This window comes from Stieleria marina (genome assembly GCA_007741555.1).
Classification (GTDB): Bacteria; Planctomycetota; Planctomycetia; order Pirellulales; family Pirellulaceae; genus K23-9.
The window spans coordinates 5,987,137-6,005,314 of the sequence record CP036526.1; the positions used below are offsets into that span (position 1 = coordinate 5,987,137).

The window sequence follows — 18,178 nt, forward strand, 5'->3', positions numbered from 1 at the left end:
CTTCCATCTCGTTTGCTCACCGCCGTTTCTTCGCCCATGCAAATCGCAAACGCAAGCTCGCCTGACGAAAAGACTGTCAAGCCGATCGAAGATGACCGAGACTTGGCAGCCATCTCCGAAGCGATTGAGCACGCAAAACACTACTTGCCGGCGCAAGGACCGATCTCGATCTTTGTGCATCACAACACGCTGCACTCGTTTGAACACCTGCCGTTCGACCAAGCGGTCATCGAAGGCGGCAAACGCTACGGCTGTGAACCGTATCTTTCAGAGGATCGCTACCGACAAGAACTGCGGTGCAATCGAATCTCGGTCGACGATCTTCGCCAAATCCTGATGGATGACTTGGCCGACGATGCCGACCAACTGGTCGCGTCCTTCGGAACTCGCTACACGCTGCGTTTGGCGATGTTGCAAATGAATCTGCACACGGCCCCCGAAGCGGAACTGCAATGGCTGCTGAGGGAATCGGACCTACTGAAGCGTTTTCGAGGCGAAGTCAGTGATTCACGCCGAGAGAGATTTGTTGCGGCGACGCGCACCTGGGTGCTGCGGCAGCGCGAGTCCGAATCGCCGAACATCGTCCGCGAAATCGTTCAAAATAGTGGTAACAAGAAAGTCCAATCGTGGAACGATGATGCCTGGGAAGCGTTTACGTTAAAAGCACTGTGGCGATCTTGCTATGACGGAGTCAAAGCCGCCAACGCTCCGTACCCCACCGAAGTCCCCTCGCGATCGTTGGAGCAATTGCTGCGGCGGCTTGATGGCATCCAGATTCATGAAACGGTCAACGAAGTTCTGATTCGTTTTTGCGGTGGTTTTCTGGACCAAGGGTTTGCCGAATGGTCGTTGCCAGACCGTGAACTAGGGTTTGCAAAATCGTTTGCAAATTTATTCTCCAGTCGATTCTCCATCGTGCCTATCTGGATGAAAGGACTTGGCAGCGAAATGGAAACAATTGCCAAAGAGAATTTCGACCCGATCCGTTCGATCAACGAATCGCTGGCTGCGATGGGCGTGAAGCCCGAGGATATCCAGGAGACTCTGACTGAATCCTTGCTGGCTCTTCGCGGCTGGGCAGGAATGATCTGGCAAACAGAATCCAATTCGCCGCATCTGCCCAACCCGATTCCGACGGGCACACTTAACGAATATTTGGCTATTCGTTTGATTCTGCAACGGTACGCGATCGCGGATGCCGGTCGACTGCATTTCGGCACTCGTGATCTGACAAAAATTCGCGAACAAGTCGAACTGAAATCACATCGACGAAACCATCGAACCAGTCCGTCAATCAATGAGCGGACCTACACGATTTTTCAGTTGGCTCAAGCAGGTGGGTGGACTCCGGAGCAATTGGTTTCGATGTCAGTCGAGCAATGGACTTGCTTGGTTCGCGAGATCGAAATGTTCGACTCACTGGACCGTCGACGTATTTTGCATGCGGCGTACGAACTTCACTACCAAGCATCTGCCTTGGATGCGATCGCCATTCACTCAGCTCGTCGGCAAAAACAATCTCAGCAACCAGCCGCCACCTGCCCGACCTTCCTTGCAATCTTTTGCATCGATGACCGCGAAGAATCGTTTCGCCGGCACTTGGAAGAAGTCGAACCCGAATGTCAAACGGCGTCGGCCGCTGGTTTCTTTGCCGTCGCGATGTATTACCAAGGCGCTGACCACGCACACTTCCGCCCGCTGTGTCCCGCGATCGTCAAACCACAGCACTATGTTCGCGAAGAACCAACCTTTTCGACCGTGACCGAAAGTAAAAAGCGGGCCGAACATCGTCGACGCATCGGTTTTGTCACTCATCAAGTCCACGCAAATTCACGAACAATGACCGGCGGTTGGATCACCAGCGTGTTCGGAGCATTGGCGACTTTCCCGATGGTCGCTCGCATCATGGCGCCTCGGTTGACGTCACGGATACGCGAGTCGCTGGGAACGTTTGTCAAACCACCCGCAACTGAACTTCACCTAGAACGTACCGCTCCGCAGCCCGGCCGAGAACCGGATTCACTTGGCTACAGCGTTGACGAAATGGCCAGCATCGTAGAGAGAATTTTGCAGGACATCGGCCGGGTCGATAACTTTCCACCAATCGTGGTGTTCTTTGGACACGGAAGCGGAAGCCTGAACAACCCGCACGAATCGGCTTACAACTGCGGGGCGTGCAGCGGCGGACGTGGCGGCCCAAATGCTCGCGCGTTTTCAAACATGGCCAACGACCCCCGGGTCAGACGCCTAGTCGCCAAACGCGGCATTGAGATCCCCGAAGACGTTCGTTTTGTCGGCGCTTTCCACAACACTTGCAACGACGATGTTGAATACTACGACCTGGATCTCCTCCCGCGAACTCATCGCGAACTGTTTCGGCAGATCGAAGCGAGTGTGAACGAGACTCGATGTCGCAACGCTCACGAACGATCACGCCGATTCAATTCCGCGCCACTGTCGATGACTCCCGCCGAATCGCTGCAGCATGTCGAACAACGAGCGGAAGACCTGTCGCAAGCGAGGCCTGAATACAATCACGCCACCAATGCTTTGGTCACGGTCGGCCGACGCGACTGGACACGGGGTCTGTTCATGGACCGACGCGTTTTCTTGACCCAGTACGATCCTGCAGTGGATGACGATAACGTCACGGTGCTGACTCGCATTCTGCAGGCGGCCATTCCCGTCTGTGCCGGCATCAATCTGGAATACTATTTTTCGACCGTCGACGTTGAAGGTTACGGATGCGGATCAAAGTTGCCGCACAATGTGGCGTCGATGATCGGCGTCATGACCGGAGCGGCCAGTGATCTCCGTCCCGGCCTGTCGCAGCAAATGGTCGAAATCCACGAACCCATGCGAATGCTGTTCGTGATCGAAACGACGCCGGAGAAATTGGACATGATCATTGCCCAAAACGAAAGCATCGCCCGACTGATTCAAGGCAACTGGGTACAGATCGCTCTGATAGATCCGCAAACGTCCACGATCCTGCGGTACGTGCAGGGAAGCTACCAACCTTACGTGCCATCGGAAACAGAGATCCCGACCGCGAATTCGTCCGTCGATTGGTACCGCGGCATCCGTGATCACTTGGGATTTGCTTCGATCAACAATACAGAGACCGCCGGAAGATGACTCCACTTGAAATCACGTTTCACATTCTTGGCACCGCGGTCATCGCCAGTCCAATCGCGCTGCTCTGTATCCTGGGACTTTCGTCGCTCGCGGGGTACAAGCTTGGCGAATCGGTGACGTCGCGTCTGACGCAAGCATCTGTCTGGCTCACTTCACTGCCGACGGTCGGCATTGTGGTGTTGATGTTGGCAACGGGCATTCGTTACGTGCCCATTGAACTGGGCAACTGGGTTTCGATCCCCGAACAGCACTTTCACTTTCACCTAAAATTCGCGTTTGACCGACTAAGCATCCCTTTCTTGCTATTGTCCTGCACTCTTTGCGGAGTGGTCGGCGAATTCACGCGGCGATACCTGCACCGCGAAGAAGGCTATCAGCGTTTTTTCCTTTTCTACGCCGTGTTCTTCTGCGGCATGGTGCTATCGTCACTTGCCAGCACCATCGAAACCTTGTTCGTGGGTTGGGAAATGGTTGGTTTGTCGTCGGCGTTGCTCGTTGCGTACTTTCACAACCGCATCAATCCGGTTCGCCAAGCGGAACGCATTTGGTCCATCTACCGATTGTCGGATGCCGCACTATTGGTCGCTGCGATCACGATGCACCATATGACCGGCGAAGGCGACTTTGGCGGTTTGATGAGCAGCGGCGTATGGCCCGAAGGTTCCGCCGCGATCGATTCAAGCCAAGCTTTGTTTGTCGGTGTGCTGATCCTGATCGCGGCCGCGGGCAAATCCGCTCTGTTCCCCTTGTCCGGTTGGTTGCCGCGGGCGATGGAAGGCCCCACTCCGTCAAGTGCCATTTTCTACGGCGCGTTATCGGTCCACCTGGGAGCGTACTTATTGCTGCGTCTGAGTCCGATCATCGCCGCTTCACTAACGCTTCAAATCATGGTGATTTCGTTGGGGGCGGTTTCCGCCGTCTGCGGCGCGATCATGTCGCGAGTTCAAAGCGACATCAAGGTTTCGCTTGCTTACGCATCGTTAACACAAGTCGGTGTAATCGTCGTCGAAGTTGGCATGGGACTGCATTACCTGGCACTCATCCACATCGTTGGGCATGCCTGCTTGCGAACGATGCAATTGTTGCGAGCCCCCACGCTGCTGCGTGACGTCAACGATTTGGAAAACAAGATCGGTGCCCGATTGCCAAACGAAACATGGTCCGACGCCGGACATCGCCGTCCAAAATTCGGGCGATGGTGGTATCGATTTGGATTTGAACGCGGGTTCATGGACGTGACGCTTGACACGTATGTGGTACGACCGTTTGTCTGCGTTGCCAGTTTCTGCGATCGGATCGAACGCACCATCACCGACAAGATATCCAGCGAATCATCTCGCGAGTCAGACAACGCTGAGCTGCATCCCGAAAAAATCAATCGAGTGGCCTAACCTAAATCCCTCATGCCTGAACTATACTTTCCTTGGATCGAAGTTTCGATCTTGATTCCGCTGATCGGTGCCGCGTGGGTCCATCTGCTTGGCCAACGCGACAATTTGCTGACGCATGCGATTGCGTTCTGTTCGTTAACGCTGGCACTGACCATCGGCGAACTGATCGATTTCATTTCGCTGGGAACTTTTGAAGCTCACGATCACTGGCCGTTTCTGGGTTGGATTTTTGATCCCAGCGTGTTCGTCGTCGATGAACTCAGCGTGTTCCTGATTCCGCTGACCGCGCTCATCTTTCTGGTCGTCGTGATGTCGACGCTAGGCACCAAGGCACCGCGTTTTTCGCTCAGGCTTGTACTTGTACTTGAATCATTGACGTTAGCTACATTTAGCTGCCGAGCGTCCTGGGCACTCGTCGCGTTGTTGATTGCTGCCGCGATTCCCGCGTATTTGGAACTACGCCGACGAAAACGCTGCTCACGCATTTACGTCCTGCACATGGTCACATTCGCCGTGCTGTTGATCACTGGGTACGCGATCGAATCGACGGGCGTTTTGATTCCAGGAGCAATGCTAACGGCGGCGACTCTGCTACGCGCCGGCGTCTTTCCATTGCACCTTTGGATGACGGACCTATTCGAAAAAGGAACGTTTGGGACAGCGATCTTGATGACAACTCCACTGGTGGGTGCCTACGCCGTGATGCGATTCGTTTTGCCCATCGCGCCGGAATGGGCGCTGCAAAGCATCGCCGTACTATCGCTGTTCACCGCAGTCTACGCCGGTTCGCTTGCGATCATTCAACGCGAAGCACGTCGAATGTTTTGTTATTTGCTCCTGTGTCAATCATCATTGATTCTGGTCGGACTTGAATTGGTCACCCCGATCGGACTGACAGGAGCACTTTGCCTGTGGTTATCAGTAGGGCTGTCCCTGACAGGATTTGGAATCACGCTCCGCTGCATCGAAGCGAGGATCTCGCGCGTATCGCTTTCGGATTACCACGGCCTGTACGCGCAGATGCCGATGTTGGCTGGCTTCTTTCTGCTGACCGGATTGGCATCCATCGGTTTTCCAGCCACGGTAGGATTCGTCGGCATGGAACTGCTGATCGAAGGAGCCGTCGAGGTTTACCCTTGGGTCGGCACCCTGGTTGTTTTCGCGGCTGCACTGTCTGGAATCACAGTACTGATGGCATATTTCCGCATCTTCACCGGTAGCGAGAACCGAACACTGGTTCCCATGAATGCCCGACCGCGAGAAAAAGTTGCCGTCCTGGTTTTGACCGTCTTGATCATTGGCGGCGGGTTGGTGCCGCAGCCAGGCGTGACGTCGCGTTATCACGCCGCGAGCGAATTGACCAAGCACCGCAAAGATCTCTCGCTGGTTCAAACCCCGCCACACGTGGAGCTGATCCAGCGATCAAAGAAACTAAGTCAGTCGGCGTCCGATTGACATGCCCACGGTGGGCAAAAGCACTCAGTCGCTGCACAAATCACTGCCGCGACTACCGTTGCTCGCCTGCCTCTTGCGACACGACAAATACAACACCCCCAGCTAAACCAAACGAATCATGAGCGACAACGCTATGTCTGACTTACCGAAACCGATCGCAGAAGTCCCGGTCGGCAACCTCGCTGGTTTCCGAAAGTACTTCAAGCACGATTTGGTGTCCGGCCTGCTTGTTTTCCTGATCGCTTTACCACTTTGCCTGGGCATCTCGCTGGCCAGCGGCTATCCGCCGATCGCGGGAATCTTCACGGCGATCATTGGAGCGTTCGTTGCGACGTTCCTAAGTAATTCAGAGCTCACCATTAAGGGCCCAGCAGCAGGACTAATCGTCATCGCGATTGGTTGTATCGGAGCATTCGGTGGGGACGGGATGGTCGGTGGCTGGACCGAAGTGGACACACAGGCTTACCAAGCCGCGTTGGCTGTTGGTTTCGCCGCGGCAGTGCTGCAAGTACTTTTTGGAGTCTTTCGTGCCGGAATCCTAGGCGAGTTCTTTCCTATCTCCGCCGTGCACGGAATGCTTGCCGCGATCGGTGTCATCATCGTGGCAAAACAGATCCCGGTCGCTTTGGGTGTCAGCGCATCGGGTGAACCGTTGGAACTGCTTAAAGAAATCCCGCACTTTATTGCCGAAGCGAATCCAGCGATTGCAACCATCGGGATGGTCAGCGTCTTGATCATGTTTCTGTGGCCGATGCTTCAACGCAAAGCGTCTTTCCTGAAGGCCTTGCCATCACCGTTGATCGTGCTGATCGTCGCGATCCCCATGGGGATGGGATTTGACCTGATGCACAATCATTCGTACACGCTGCAGAACCACGAGTATCAACTGGGCGAAAACTATCTGGTCGCGATGCCCGATCGAGTGTTCGGCATGTTCGATTCGATCATTCATCCCGATTTTACAGCTCTGCAACAACCGAAGGCATGGAAGTGGGTTTTCATGTTCTTTATCATTGGTTCGCTTGAATCACTGCTGTCCGCCAAAGCGATCGATTTGATTGACCCTTGGAAACGTCAGAGCAACATGGACCGCGACATGGTCGCCGTCGGTGCGGGCAATCTGTGCTGCTCACTGGTTGGCGGTTTGCCGATGATCTCTGAGATTGTTCGTAGTAAAGCCAACATCGACAACGGAGCTCGGACGCGGTTTGCCAATCTGTGGCACGGTGTGTTCCTGCTCGTTTGCGTCGCGTTCATTCCGATGGTGTTGCACCGAATCCCAATGGCTGCTTTGGCCGCCATGCTGATCTACACAGGGTTTCGGCTCGCGCACCCCAGCGAATTCATGAACGTCTGGAAAGTCGGCCGCGAACAGCTGCTGATCTTCGTTGTGACGCTGATCAGCGTTCTTGCAACTGACCTGTTGATCGGTATCGCGATCGGCATTGCGACCAAAGTCGTCATTCACCTGTCAAACGGCGTGCCGCTGCGTTCGTTGTTCAAACCAGAGATCGAAGTCACGCATGAGGACGGAGAAACGGTCCACCTGACCGCGCGACAATCGGCCATTTTCAGCAACTGGATTCCAATGCGTCGCCACATCGAGCGACTTGGATTGCTGGAACGCAAAAATGTCGAATTGGATTTGTCGGAAGTCAAGCTAGTCGACCACACAGTGATGGACAAACTGCACGAAATGGAAGGCAGTTTTGAGCAACAGGGACTTCAATTCACCACAGTGGGCCTGGAATCACATCAACCACTTGCACAGCATGACCATGCCGCACGCCGAAAAGGTCACTGCACCGCGCAGCGGCTTACGGTGATCACAAAAGTCGAAATTCAGCAGACCATCGAATCCGAATTCGTGCGGCTCGGTGCCAGCGGGTTCACCTCCACGCCGTGCATGGGCGCAGGCCGCCAGGAGATTGCTCTCGAAGGCGGAGCACCGCGGCCACGCATCCGTATCGAAGTCATCGCGACCAAGGTGGCCTGCCTGGAAATGGTCAATTATTTAACACGCGAAATCCAACCCGAGCATCGATTGACTTACACCATCGAAACCGTCCAAGTAGGCAGGCTGGATTCGTTTTTAGCGACGGAGTCGAATAACGCTGATGAAAAGACACTGATCGAAAACTAGTTTCTCCGCTGCGTCGATCGACTCCCTGCTTGGCGTGTCGCTGACGGCCCTTATTGGTTCGATTCCAATTCCTGAATCTTGTCGGTTAGCTCTTTGATCTTTTCCGCTTGCCGGTCGCGTTCGGCTTCCAACTTACGGAGTGTTTCTTCGGTGTCACTGCGTTCGACGCGGAGCCCTTGGAAACGACGTGGCATGCGAAACTGCTTGGGCAAAGCATTCGGGCCATTTTGGAACATATCCTGAAATTCTTTTGGAATGACCATGTCAAAGTTGCCATCGGCGTCCAAGTCCATCGGGACCAGCTTTCCGTCTTTCAATTGCCAACCCTGCTGACGCACGATCGCCCCGCCGTTTCCTTGGACACCGTCACGGGCACCTGCTGGATTCTCTGGCAACGGTGACAGCGTGATGCGTTGCTCAGGATGCTGCCCCAGCGTCAACGTGTGCACGATCGTTTCGTCACCACGCTGCACGACCACCTCCACACTATCGCCTGCTCTCGCCATGGCTACCGCAGCAATAACGTCTTGAGACGAACTTACGTCGTAGTCATCGACGCGAGTCACGCGATCGCCCTGGAGCAGACCAGCTTTTGCGGCAGGAGATCCATCCGTCACGCTCGTGACCTCGGCTCCGGTGTCGCTGCCAAACGCGACACCGACTAGCCCACGCTCCAGATCCTGAGGTTTGTCCGCCAACGCTGAATCGATCAACCGAGACAACTGAGTGGCTGGCAAGCACACCACCGCACCGTTGTCGTCTTGAACCGTAACCCCCACTAGCACACCCGCGGAGTCCACGATGGGGCTCCCCGTCACTGCATTCGGGTTACTGAAGTCGACGTCCTGAGTCATGCCAATTTTCGCATGAGAGGAATTCAGTGAACTGGAGATCATGCCTTGCTTACATCGATGCACACCGCCATCAACCCAAGTCGTCACAACTGGCAAACCTAATTCGGGATGACCATCCCCCACGACTAAGCTAACCAGTTCCGCACCCTCGATTTTTGCGACACACAATCCCGTCACGTTATCGCGTGCAATGACCTTCGCATCGTGCTGTGAATTATCGGCGGTCGTGATCGTCAATTCGTCGTCGGCAGCATTCAGCTGAGTCAGGACAAGATCAGCACTGATCGCGAAACCCGCGCGTATCGAATTCTGGGCTGAAAACAGTTGCATACCTGGACCGGCCATCCCCATCCCACGCATGTCTAGCCCGCCCATACCAAAACCGTTACCCCGAAACGCCTGTCTTTGCCAATCCTGCAACGCATCGTTTTGCGGTCGTTGATTGTCAACGCCAGATGGCTGGACCGAAACGGTTGCGGGAAACGTGACTTGCAATGCACTGCGAAAATCCGAGGCATCGTCCGCCATCAGCGTCGACGCCAACAACGCAAAACACATACTGAAAAGGGGGATCGATTTCATCATTGGAACAACCTTGGATCTGGAGTCTACAAACTTAAATGCCATGCTTCGTCCGCTTCAAGCACAACGCCGAAGCGATTTTGCTGGTTCTCGGAAACGTAATTCATATCGACTGGAACGTCCTGTTGTGATTCAACCCAACCGACGTGGTGAATCGTTTTTGTTTTCTCGTCAACGTCAAACACCGGCACGCTCTGGCTCATCAAGGCATACAGCTGAATCTTCGGCGGACGCACTTCCACAGACGATTCCTCCCCAACGCTTGGCTGCAACACTGCGATCGACGTAGCCCGATTCGATTCGGCAAGCATGCCGTCAGGCAAATTGCCCTGCGCGACGTTGATTTGCGATTTATTCGGAGCCATCAAACCCTGCCATGCAAACACCGTCGCCAAACACATGATCGCGACTGAACCAGCAGCAACCGTCATCACCACCCGGCGACGACGACGCACCGCTGCGACTTTTCTTGTCAGCTGATCAAAGTCCGGCGGTAACGACGGCGGCGTTTGAACCGTTTCAGATGCAAGCCGCATTGTGACTTGCGTTTTGTTGGATGAATCAGACATGACTAAGTTGATGATGGTGGTTCGATATCATTGTGTGATTCGGAAAATTCATTTCCGATCGTCTGCAATTGTTTCAGACGTTTCAGCCCGTGGTGCACGCGAGTTTTGATGGTGCCACTAGGAACGTTGATGGCGGTCGCGATTTCTTCGTAGGTTAACTCCTGGGCGTATCTCAGCGTGATCGCTTCTCGCTGAGCCTGGGGCAGTTGCGCAACGGCTGCCCAGACACTCTGTTGCCAAGAACGCGTTGCCATCACGATGGCGGGATCCGCCGCGTTTCGTTTTTCGGATTGTTGATGTTCGGTTTGCAGTCCATGTTTTTTCAGACGTCGACTTAGCCGGGACAAGGTTCGATTGTGGCGACGATGCAACCGAATCAGAATGCCATACAGCCAAGTTGAACGAGTTGAGCGGCCATCGAATTTGTTCCACTTGTCGATCGCCACCACGAATGTTTCTTGAGCCAAATCATCAGCCGCCCACGCATCACCTGTCATCATCCAAGCCGCGCGGTGGATTTGCCCGTAACACGTACGAACCCAATCGTCCGACGGTGTGGGAGGGTCTTGCACCGCGGCAACGACGGGATCCGGCTTGCCTGAATCCCCCACTGACGCACGCGCAGCCGACAAAGGCTCGACCGTCGTAGACGCGGACCGAGGCCGTTGATCACCAACTGGGACATCAGGGGGCATGACCCACCGTGGGCTTGGAATCAAATCGGAGTGTTGTTGATGTGCATGAGTGCCCGCACTACGGGATAGCGTTCAATCAACTTTCAAAAATTCAGGTACTATTTTTACACCCCCGTCTTTGCGAGGGTGAACATGCCAGCAGTCCGGGATTCTCTCGCACACCCATTTGCCGTGATTCACCGATAAAACGGCGTTTCCCGACAAGGATTGGCCCGTGGACACGCATCCGCCCCAAACGGTCCGGTACGCATCGAATCGATGATCTTGCCAGGACTACCACCTGCCAAAACGAAAACGACGCACTCCCAAATGAATGAGAGTGCGTCGCGAGAGTTTTGTCGTGCGATACGAGCCGACTTAGAAGTCGACGCGGAAACGGGTTCCCAAAGCTGTGAAGTGTCCGCTGTCGAAACCACCGATCGGTGCACGGTCTTCGATGTCACCATAGACCGCGTTGAACTGCCAAGACGAGTAAGGGTTCAGGTACCAGACCAGACCACCTGTCACATTTTTTTCGACGCCACCGCGAATGTCATTGTCGGTCAGGTCCAAGTAGGAGTATCGAAGTGCCACTTGCCAGGCTCCCAAGCCACCCCCACTGCAACCGTCACATTTGTCGACGCAAAAGAAATTCTCGAACGGTTTGATGCGATCAATGGTGCCAGTTTTGCGTTTGTAGGGCATGTGTTCGCCCGTCAGCATGTACGCAATATGGAAGTAACCACCGTGGAAATTCAAATCAGCACCGGTGCCAACCGTTGTGTCGTCTCGCTGCATCCAGTTGGACTGAAATTCTCCCGCTGCGTGAAACGCTCCGACATTCAACATCGCTTCCAAGCCGAGTGTCTCGTACCACTCGGCTCCGGCAATACGGCCCGTATCGATCCATCGGCTATCGCTACGCAGTTCGCCGCGAGTTCGAAAGCGACCTTCGTTAGCGTTTGTGTCGCCGGGTAGATTGTCACCATCAGGTCGGGCGACCATTCCCGAGACAGCCCAGTGAAAATAGCCACGACCGCCAGAAGTTTCGTCGTACCAAGGACTGTTGGCCAGCCTAGCATTGGCACTTAGCTGCATCGAATCGCCAATGATTTTGCCGTCGCGAGTTAGGTTCTCCAGCGCGTACACACCCAGTGCCCAGATGCGCGACTGGTCTTCGTTGTGATTGTAGGACGTGATGCCCAGTCGACGTGCGTCTTCGTTGAACGCTTCGACGACAAGCGGCCGTTCGATAAAGATGTTGAACCGGCTACTATTCAAGTGATCCAGGCCCATCGGACGTTTCTGATTTCCGACCAACAGAGTTCCCAGATACGGAAGTTCCTTGAACCCGATATACATGTCCTTCATCTCGCCACTCTCGGGAGTGTTGAAATCGATTTGCATCCGGTAGGTCATGGTTTCAAAGAGATCGCCCTCGAATTTCAATCGAATGCGTCGAAAGAAGAGACGATCTTCCGGGTCTGTTCCGAAATTGTCGTCGCCGGCATCTTGATGCTCAAAGAAACCGATGCCGTCGCTGTCATCGGCAAAATTCCAGTAGTCCAAGTGGATTCGGCCGTTGATCTTCAACGCAGGCTTTTTCTTTGCGTCCGAAGCTTTCTTGGAAGCTTTTTTCTCGCCGTCTGCGAACGCTTCTTCCAGTTTGGCCAATCGCTCCATCAAGTCGTCTTCGTCAGACTTGTCTTCGTCGGCTTCGCCATCATCGGACGATTCTGCGTCCTCACTCTTCTGATCCGTTTTCGCCGATGTTGCTTCCCCGCTGGCCGATTCGTCTTTCAGTGCTAATTCATCCACGTCCGCTGGCGAGACAGGCGCTGCCGCTTGGCCATCGCTCCCTGGCACAGTTTTGTTTTTGAGCTCGGCGCCCGTTGCGTTAATTGGTGGCGCCAACGTCGTGTTGTTTGCCATGGCGAACGGATTGACTCCGCCAGAGAGTGGCAGTTGCTGTGCTTGCAAACTGGCGACGCAGAAGGCAAGCATGATGCCCAGAGCGGCGACGGGTCGTGAATGGGGCAGGGAAACGATTGGCATTGCTGATCTCACTGATTCATCGGACTTCTATCGAACATGACGGCGATAGTGGCTTAAGCAGTTGAATCGGCTGTGACCAAAACTCGGAATATTAAGAAACGATGTTGTCTGGCAATTGTGCCGGCAAATAGCCAAACAAAATCCAGATGATCGTGACAACCGTCAAAGTCGCGCCCAAAAGTGAGGGAGACAGCTCGCCAGCCAACGTCCACTGACAACCAGTGCTTGATCGTTTCAAGCAAAGGGAAACGGCCGTTTCGACAATGCTTGCAATTGAATCGTCAAAAGCCGTTTCATTGCATTCACCGATTTCTTACGAAGACACATTGCAAATCAACCGATCGTATTACCAGTAACAACCGTCATAAAGCACTCTGCCGCAGTGGCCTGATTGCCTTGGGATCTTGGAGCAGTAGCTCAACGATACAGACGTAAGACTCCGCTACGTGGAAAAGGAATTGAACGTGAAAGCGAGCGTCACCATCGGTGTGTTGGCGATCGCATTACTTGCGTGCTCCAACTCCAGCCAAGCTCAGGAAAGCATTCTTTCCAGTCTTGATCAACTGAAGCAAAACCTGGATCTCCAGGAAGCGATGCTGGACGCGACAGCACGTGATTCGGTGCCAGCCCCTTCCCCAGCCAATTCCTATGTGCAGCAGAGTCAGTTCGTCCAAGCGTCGTCTTGCGAAGACGCCGGCACATCCGAAGTGCCTCTGGTATGTGAGCTTCCACAAGAATCAAACTGCGACGCGGATTCCAAAGAATCGAAAGTGCGAGTGGTCGACTACTTTGTGGGCTACGACAAAGGATTTGTGATCCGTGCGTTTGACAAAACAAAGAATCCATCCAGTTTGAAGCTGAACGGTTGGATTCAGTTTCGCCACCATGCGTTTAGCCGCGATGAAGATTCCTGGACCGACAATGCGGGCGTCGTACGACCGATGCGTAGCCGCAATGCGTTTGATATCGAACGCGCAAGGCTGGTGTATTCCGGCACCGCGTTGGATTCGCGATCCAGCTATTTCTTGCAGTTGGACGGCGACACCGACGGATCGCACACGGTCGACTTTTTCGACTATTGGTGGGGATGGCGGTTCTCCGATAGCTTCCAAATTCAATTGGGAAAACGCAAAGTCCCAGCCAGCCGGCAATGGCTGCTGACGGCGCGGCGAACCCGATTCGTCGAACGACCGATGACCAATGACTTTTTTCGCCCCGATCGTACCGTTGGCATTTTTGGTGTTGGCAAAATTGGTGAATCAATTCGCTATCAGTTAATGCTGGGCAACGGCTATTCGTCCTCCAATCTGGCCAATTCGCGAACGGACGAAAAGTTCACGATCGCCGCGACGAGTTCATTTGACCCGCTAGGCGACATTGGCGGCTCGATCGTCGATGAAAGCGGCGAGAGTCCCTTCCGGCTTCGGCTGGGCCACTCCATGGTGTACGCAGCACAAAAGGGAAGCTCGGCTGGCCAACCGCTTGCTGAGACGAACTACCTGCGGCTTTCCGACGGAACGCGGCTTGCGCAAATCGGTGCGATCGATGCCGGTGTAACCGTTTCCGATGTGGACGTTCTTCTGTATGGCGTTGACGTCGCGGCGAAATGGAATGGATGGAGTTTCAATGCCGAGTATTTCGCACGCTGGATCGAAAACCTAAGAGGTGACGGCCCCCTTTCGATTGACGAACTCTTTCAACAGGGATACTACGTCGAAGGCGGACGCTTTCTCCTACCGAACCAATTGGATGTCAACGCAAGGTATTCGCAGGTCATGGGCGAATTCGGAACTTCCTCCGAGATCGCGCTCGGTGCGAACTGGTATCCACTGTCGCGTCCCACATCGAAGGTGTCAGTTGATGTGACGGCGTTGGATGGGAGTCCACTTCAAAACACAGCCAGCGATATTCTGGCTGGTGATGACGGTCTGCTTTTTCGAACGCAGTACCAAGTCGAATTCTAGGGTCGCCAGTCTTTGCGAGCCATCGGCGATCGCCACGGGCGATTCAACAGCATTCGCACTTACAGCCGGGCTGCTAGGAAAAGGCTCGGGTGCGTTAGCTTTCTGCAAAAATGACACCACAACTTAAGACAGCGGTGGAGCCGTGATGGGCCAACCGAGTGCCCACTGCAAGCGAAACTGAGCTTGATTGTAAGACATGATGGCATCCAAGTACGCACGTTGGGCTTGTTCGAGAGCCGTCGCTGATTGCAGCACTTCTAACGGCAGGCCTTCGCCATCGTTGATGCGTTCCAAATTCCGCTCGTACGATGCCTGCGCGAGCGTAATTGCTTGCTGAGTGATTTGCATCTGCTGTCGACGAAACGGAATTTGGGAGGACGATTCGGAAATTTCACGTGCGATTTGATCCATGACATTGAGCGTCTCGAATCTTGCTTGCTGTAACCTCGCGGTCGTTCGTCGTCTGGCGGCACGTTCACCAAGTCCCAGATTGCGAATTTCCCACGTCACGACAGCATCAAAATCGTAGCGACCATCGACGTCGTTGGTGCGGTTGCCTAACCCGCCCCCGAATCCACCGCCGCTGTAACCCAACAGAACACTGGGAACAAACGGTGCATAGCGTTCGCGCCGATGTGCTTCGCAAGCCGCCGCAACCAACGCTTTCGACTCGCGAAGCTCGGGGCGTGTCGATAGTCCGGTACTAATGAGCGAGGACTTGTCGGCACTCACCGCCGTCAATTCCAGCGGCAAGACCGTGACGTCCATCGGCACGATGTCCGCATGACTGTTAAGACTGATCGCTTGAGCCAATCGCGCCGACGCGAGCGAGATGGCGGCTTGAATTTCCATCGCACGGTTTTTCGTCAGCATTGCTTCGGTCTGCATGCGATCAGCATCCGATTGCAAACCCTCGCCGGCTTCCGCAAAGTCAGCTGTCACTTTCGCTAAGTTGTCGGTTCGGAGTTGTGACTCACCGATGATCCGTGCTTCTTGATGGGCATCAAGTAAGTCAAGATACGAAAGTGCCACTTCCAACAGTTGTCGATTGACGACTGCATTGGCAGAGTGCTGGCGAGCGCCGGCAATTGCACAAGCGATTTTTGGCTGAAAGATCGCGTCGGCCAGATGAAATCTCGCGACGAGGCCTGGCTGTGTCGTGGTCCCTGCCCCGGTCGCCCCCGCGCCGAGTCCATATTGAAACGAATTTCGATTGACGTCGACAATTTGCCCATCACTCGCTTGATAGTTTCCATCATGGTGATGAAAACTGAATCCGATCTGGATCGACGGAAGCCATAGAACCTTGGCTTGCTCCAACTCCGCGTAGGCTTGCTGGGTACGCCATCTCGCTACACCAACAGCTGGATGCTGCCCACCGACCATCGAGAGAGCCGTCGGTAGATTCAAGGGCATGCTGTTGCCAGAGAGCGTCGCCGGCAAAGACGATTGATCCGCATCAATAGCGTCACGCACCATCGAATCCGCTTGGCTGTCAAACACTGTTAGATGCTGCGCCCCTTCTTCGTCCGCAGGCAGTTCCATGTCGAATTGCGCAGACGCAATCGGAAAATCGGCGTTCATCGTCAGGCAGATAAATGACAGCGCGAAAGTGAGACGCAACATGGGTGCCTTCCTTGAAAGCAGGGGGAGGTTCAATGCCATCATCACTCGCGCAATGCTAGCATTCCCTTTTCCCATTCGGCTGAAGCAGGCACAAAGTGAAGCGAGTGACGGGGAATTTCGCTTCGAAAGCCAGGAAATGACGGTGAAAACCACCTATGTCCCGATTAAGCTGCGCCAAAGGCTTTCGTTGAACGCAACGAGGACTGCCAATGCTGGCAATCAGTCCGATTCCGCAGGTTATGCCGTCTATTTGCCTGCCCCCTGAAGACTGCGTTAAGACGAACCGCGTTGCCCGGGATCAATCGTTCAACGCTGCAGATCTGCCAATTGATATCCCGCCGCCGAAATCACCTCCTCGGCTTCACCTACCCCATGATCGATTCAGGCACTGCGATGAGAGATTTGCGTCCCGTATCCACTCTCTACCGCATCGCGGTGCTCTGCACGGTTGCCTTGATGGCTGGCTGCTCCCCGGAGCAAGTGACTCTGAAATCCAAAGAAGCTGGCAAAGTGCAGGTCAGAACCGTCGCCGTTGCTACGGAAGCGATTCCCCAGACCACCGTCCAACCCGCATCGGTACACGCTTACCATCGCGTTGAAATCCGTGCCAATACGTCGGGCTTCGTAAAAACACTGAACACCGACATTGGAGAGTTGGTCCAGGCTGGCGATGTACTGGCAGAGATCGATGTTCCCGAAATGCTGATGCAACGTGAAGTCATCGAAGCCCGCATCGAGCGACTAGTTGCAGAAGAGCAGCAGGCAGAAGCACTGATCGAATTGGCGGAAGCGGCCGTAAAGTCCGCGACGGCAAAAGTCGCTGAAGCGGAATCACTCGTCGCCGGAACCGATGCATCCGTCGCTGCCGCCGAAGCGGAATTCAGCCGCACGCAAGACATGGTCGGGCGTGGCAGTTTGCAGAGTCGCGTCTTGGACGAAGTCCGAATGAAGCGAGATTCGGAATCCGCCAATAAGCAGGCAGTCGAGTCTGCAACCGATTCGGCAAGAGCGAACGTCGCCGTTGCAAAGGCAAAAAAACGTGCCGCCGAAGCGGACATGAAAGCCGCCAAAGCGGCAACCGAGATCACGAAACGAGAGCTAGAAGAAATCGATGTGATGATCGCCTACGGTACTTTGAAAGCTCCGTTCACAGGGCTGGTCACCCAGCGCAACATCGAACCAGGTGACCTGGTTCGCTCGGCCAGCGAAGTCGGCAGTGGCAAACCGCTATTTGTAATCAGCCAGATCGACAAGGTACGTGTTCGCATCCCTGTTCCTGAATCAGACGCTGCTCTGGTCAATCCTGGTGATTCGATTGCGTTGACGTTTCCATCGTTCAAAGCGGAACCACCGATGGCTGCGACCGTGACTCGCATCTCGGGAAGTTTGGATCCAGCCACAAGAACCATGATGATCGAAGCGGACATGCCCAATCCTGACGGCAAACTGATGCCAGGGATGTTTGGGCAAGCATTGATCCAAATGGACACAACCTTGGCCGCCAATGTCTTGCCAGCTCGAGCGATACGCTTTGATGAGACCGGCAAGGCTTACGTGTATGTCGTCGGTGATGACGATGTTGTTTCGATTGCCGATGTGGCGACGGGCCTGGACGACGGCAATTCGATTGAGGTTCTCTCGGGGGTTGAACCTGGACAGCGGGTGATTGATTCGCACTTGAAGCGTTTCACCGATGGCCAGCAAGTTGCCGTGTTGCAGTAGAGAGA

General features: G+C 54.5%; 12 protein-coding genes. 7 read left to right on the forward strand and 5 right to left on the reverse strand.

Annotated elements, in window-relative coordinates; genetic code table 11:
* Positions 1 to 36 precede the first annotated feature (36 nt).
* From K239x_RS21265 to K239x_RS21280, 4 genes are all read left to right on the forward strand, one after another.
* On the forward strand, positions 37 to 3,138 hold the full coding sequence (locus K239x_RS21265; RefSeq protein WP_145420394.1) for a DUF2309 domain-containing protein: 3,102 nt from the start codon (positions 37 to 39) through the stop codon (positions 3,136 to 3,138).
* A complete protein-coding gene (locus K239x_RS21270; protein ID WP_145420395.1) occupies positions 3,135 to 4,529 on the forward strand; it encodes a proton-conducting transporter transmembrane domain-containing protein in 1,395 nt (464 codons plus the stop codon). Before K239x_RS21265 ends, K239x_RS21270 begins: the two co-directional genes overlap by 4 nt.
* A 12-nt stretch (positions 4,530 to 4,541) precedes the next feature.
* On the forward strand, positions 4,542 to 5,984 hold the full coding sequence (locus tag K239x_RS21275) for a proton-conducting transporter transmembrane domain-containing protein (RefSeq protein WP_145420396.1): 1,443 nt from the start codon (positions 4,542 to 4,544) through the stop codon (positions 5,982 to 5,984).
* Between the two features lie 133 nt (positions 5,985 to 6,117).
* Positions 6,118 to 8,127, forward strand: a complete 2,010-nt coding sequence (locus K239x_RS21280; RefSeq protein WP_419189241.1) for a SulP family inorganic anion transporter — start codon at positions 6,118 to 6,120, stop codon at positions 8,125 to 8,127.
* A gap of 50 nt (positions 8,128 to 8,177) precedes the next feature.
* Here K239x_RS21280 and K239x_RS21285 read toward each other — a convergent pair whose 3' ends face one another.
* From K239x_RS21285 to K239x_RS21300, 4 genes are all read right to left on the reverse strand, one after another.
* On the reverse strand, positions 8,178 to 9,566 hold the full coding sequence (locus K239x_RS21285) for a S1C family serine protease (protein WP_419189242.1): 1,389 nt from the start codon (positions 9,564 to 9,566) through the stop codon (positions 8,178 to 8,180).
* A gap of 23 nt (positions 9,567 to 9,589) precedes the next feature.
* On the reverse strand, positions 9,590 to 10,132 hold the full coding sequence (locus K239x_RS21290) for a hypothetical protein (RefSeq protein ID WP_145420399.1): 543 nt from the start codon (positions 10,130 to 10,132) through the stop codon (positions 9,590 to 9,592).
* A gap of 2 nt (positions 10,133 to 10,134) precedes the next feature.
* Positions 10,135 to 10,827, reverse strand: a complete 693-nt coding sequence (locus K239x_RS21295; RefSeq protein WP_145420400.1) for an RNA polymerase sigma factor — start codon at positions 10,825 to 10,827, stop codon at positions 10,135 to 10,137.
* A 357-nt stretch (positions 10,828 to 11,184) separates the two neighbouring features.
* Positions 11,185 to 12,861 carry an OprO/OprP family phosphate-selective porin gene (locus K239x_RS21300; RefSeq protein ID WP_145420401.1) on the reverse strand — a complete coding sequence of 559 codons (1,677 nt, stop codon included), beginning with the start codon at positions 12,859 to 12,861 and terminating at the stop codon, positions 11,185 to 11,187.
* Between the two features lie 464 nt (positions 12,862 to 13,325).
* On the opposite strand from K239x_RS21300, the gene K239x_RS21305 reads away from it, so the two are divergent.
* Positions 13,326 to 14,825, forward strand: a complete 1,500-nt coding sequence (locus K239x_RS21305) for a porin (RefSeq protein WP_419189243.1) — start codon at positions 13,326 to 13,328, stop codon at positions 14,823 to 14,825.
* A 123-nt stretch (positions 14,826 to 14,948) separates the two neighbouring features.
* Here K239x_RS21305 and K239x_RS21310 read toward each other — a convergent pair whose 3' ends face one another.
* Positions 14,949 to 16,451 (reverse strand): TolC family protein, encoded by a 1,503-nt coding sequence (locus K239x_RS21310; RefSeq protein WP_419189244.1) that lies wholly within the window; start codon positions 16,449 to 16,451, stop codon positions 14,949 to 14,951.
* Here K239x_RS21310 and K239x_RS28875 point away from each other — a divergent pair.
* On the forward strand, positions 16,450 to 16,716 hold the full coding sequence (locus tag K239x_RS28875; RefSeq protein ID WP_419189245.1) for a hypothetical protein: 267 nt from the start codon (positions 16,450 to 16,452) through the stop codon (positions 16,714 to 16,716). The two genes, K239x_RS21310 and K239x_RS28875, sit on opposite strands and share 2 nt — an antisense overlap.
* A gap of 107 nt (positions 16,717 to 16,823) precedes the next feature.
* The gene (locus tag K239x_RS21315; RefSeq protein ID WP_145420403.1) at positions 16,824 to 18,173 is read left to right on the forward strand and encodes an efflux RND transporter periplasmic adaptor subunit; all 1,350 of its coding nucleotides are present in this window, start codon (positions 16,824 to 16,826) and stop codon (positions 18,171 to 18,173) included.
* The last annotated feature ends 5 nt before the right edge of the window (positions 18,174 to 18,178 follow it).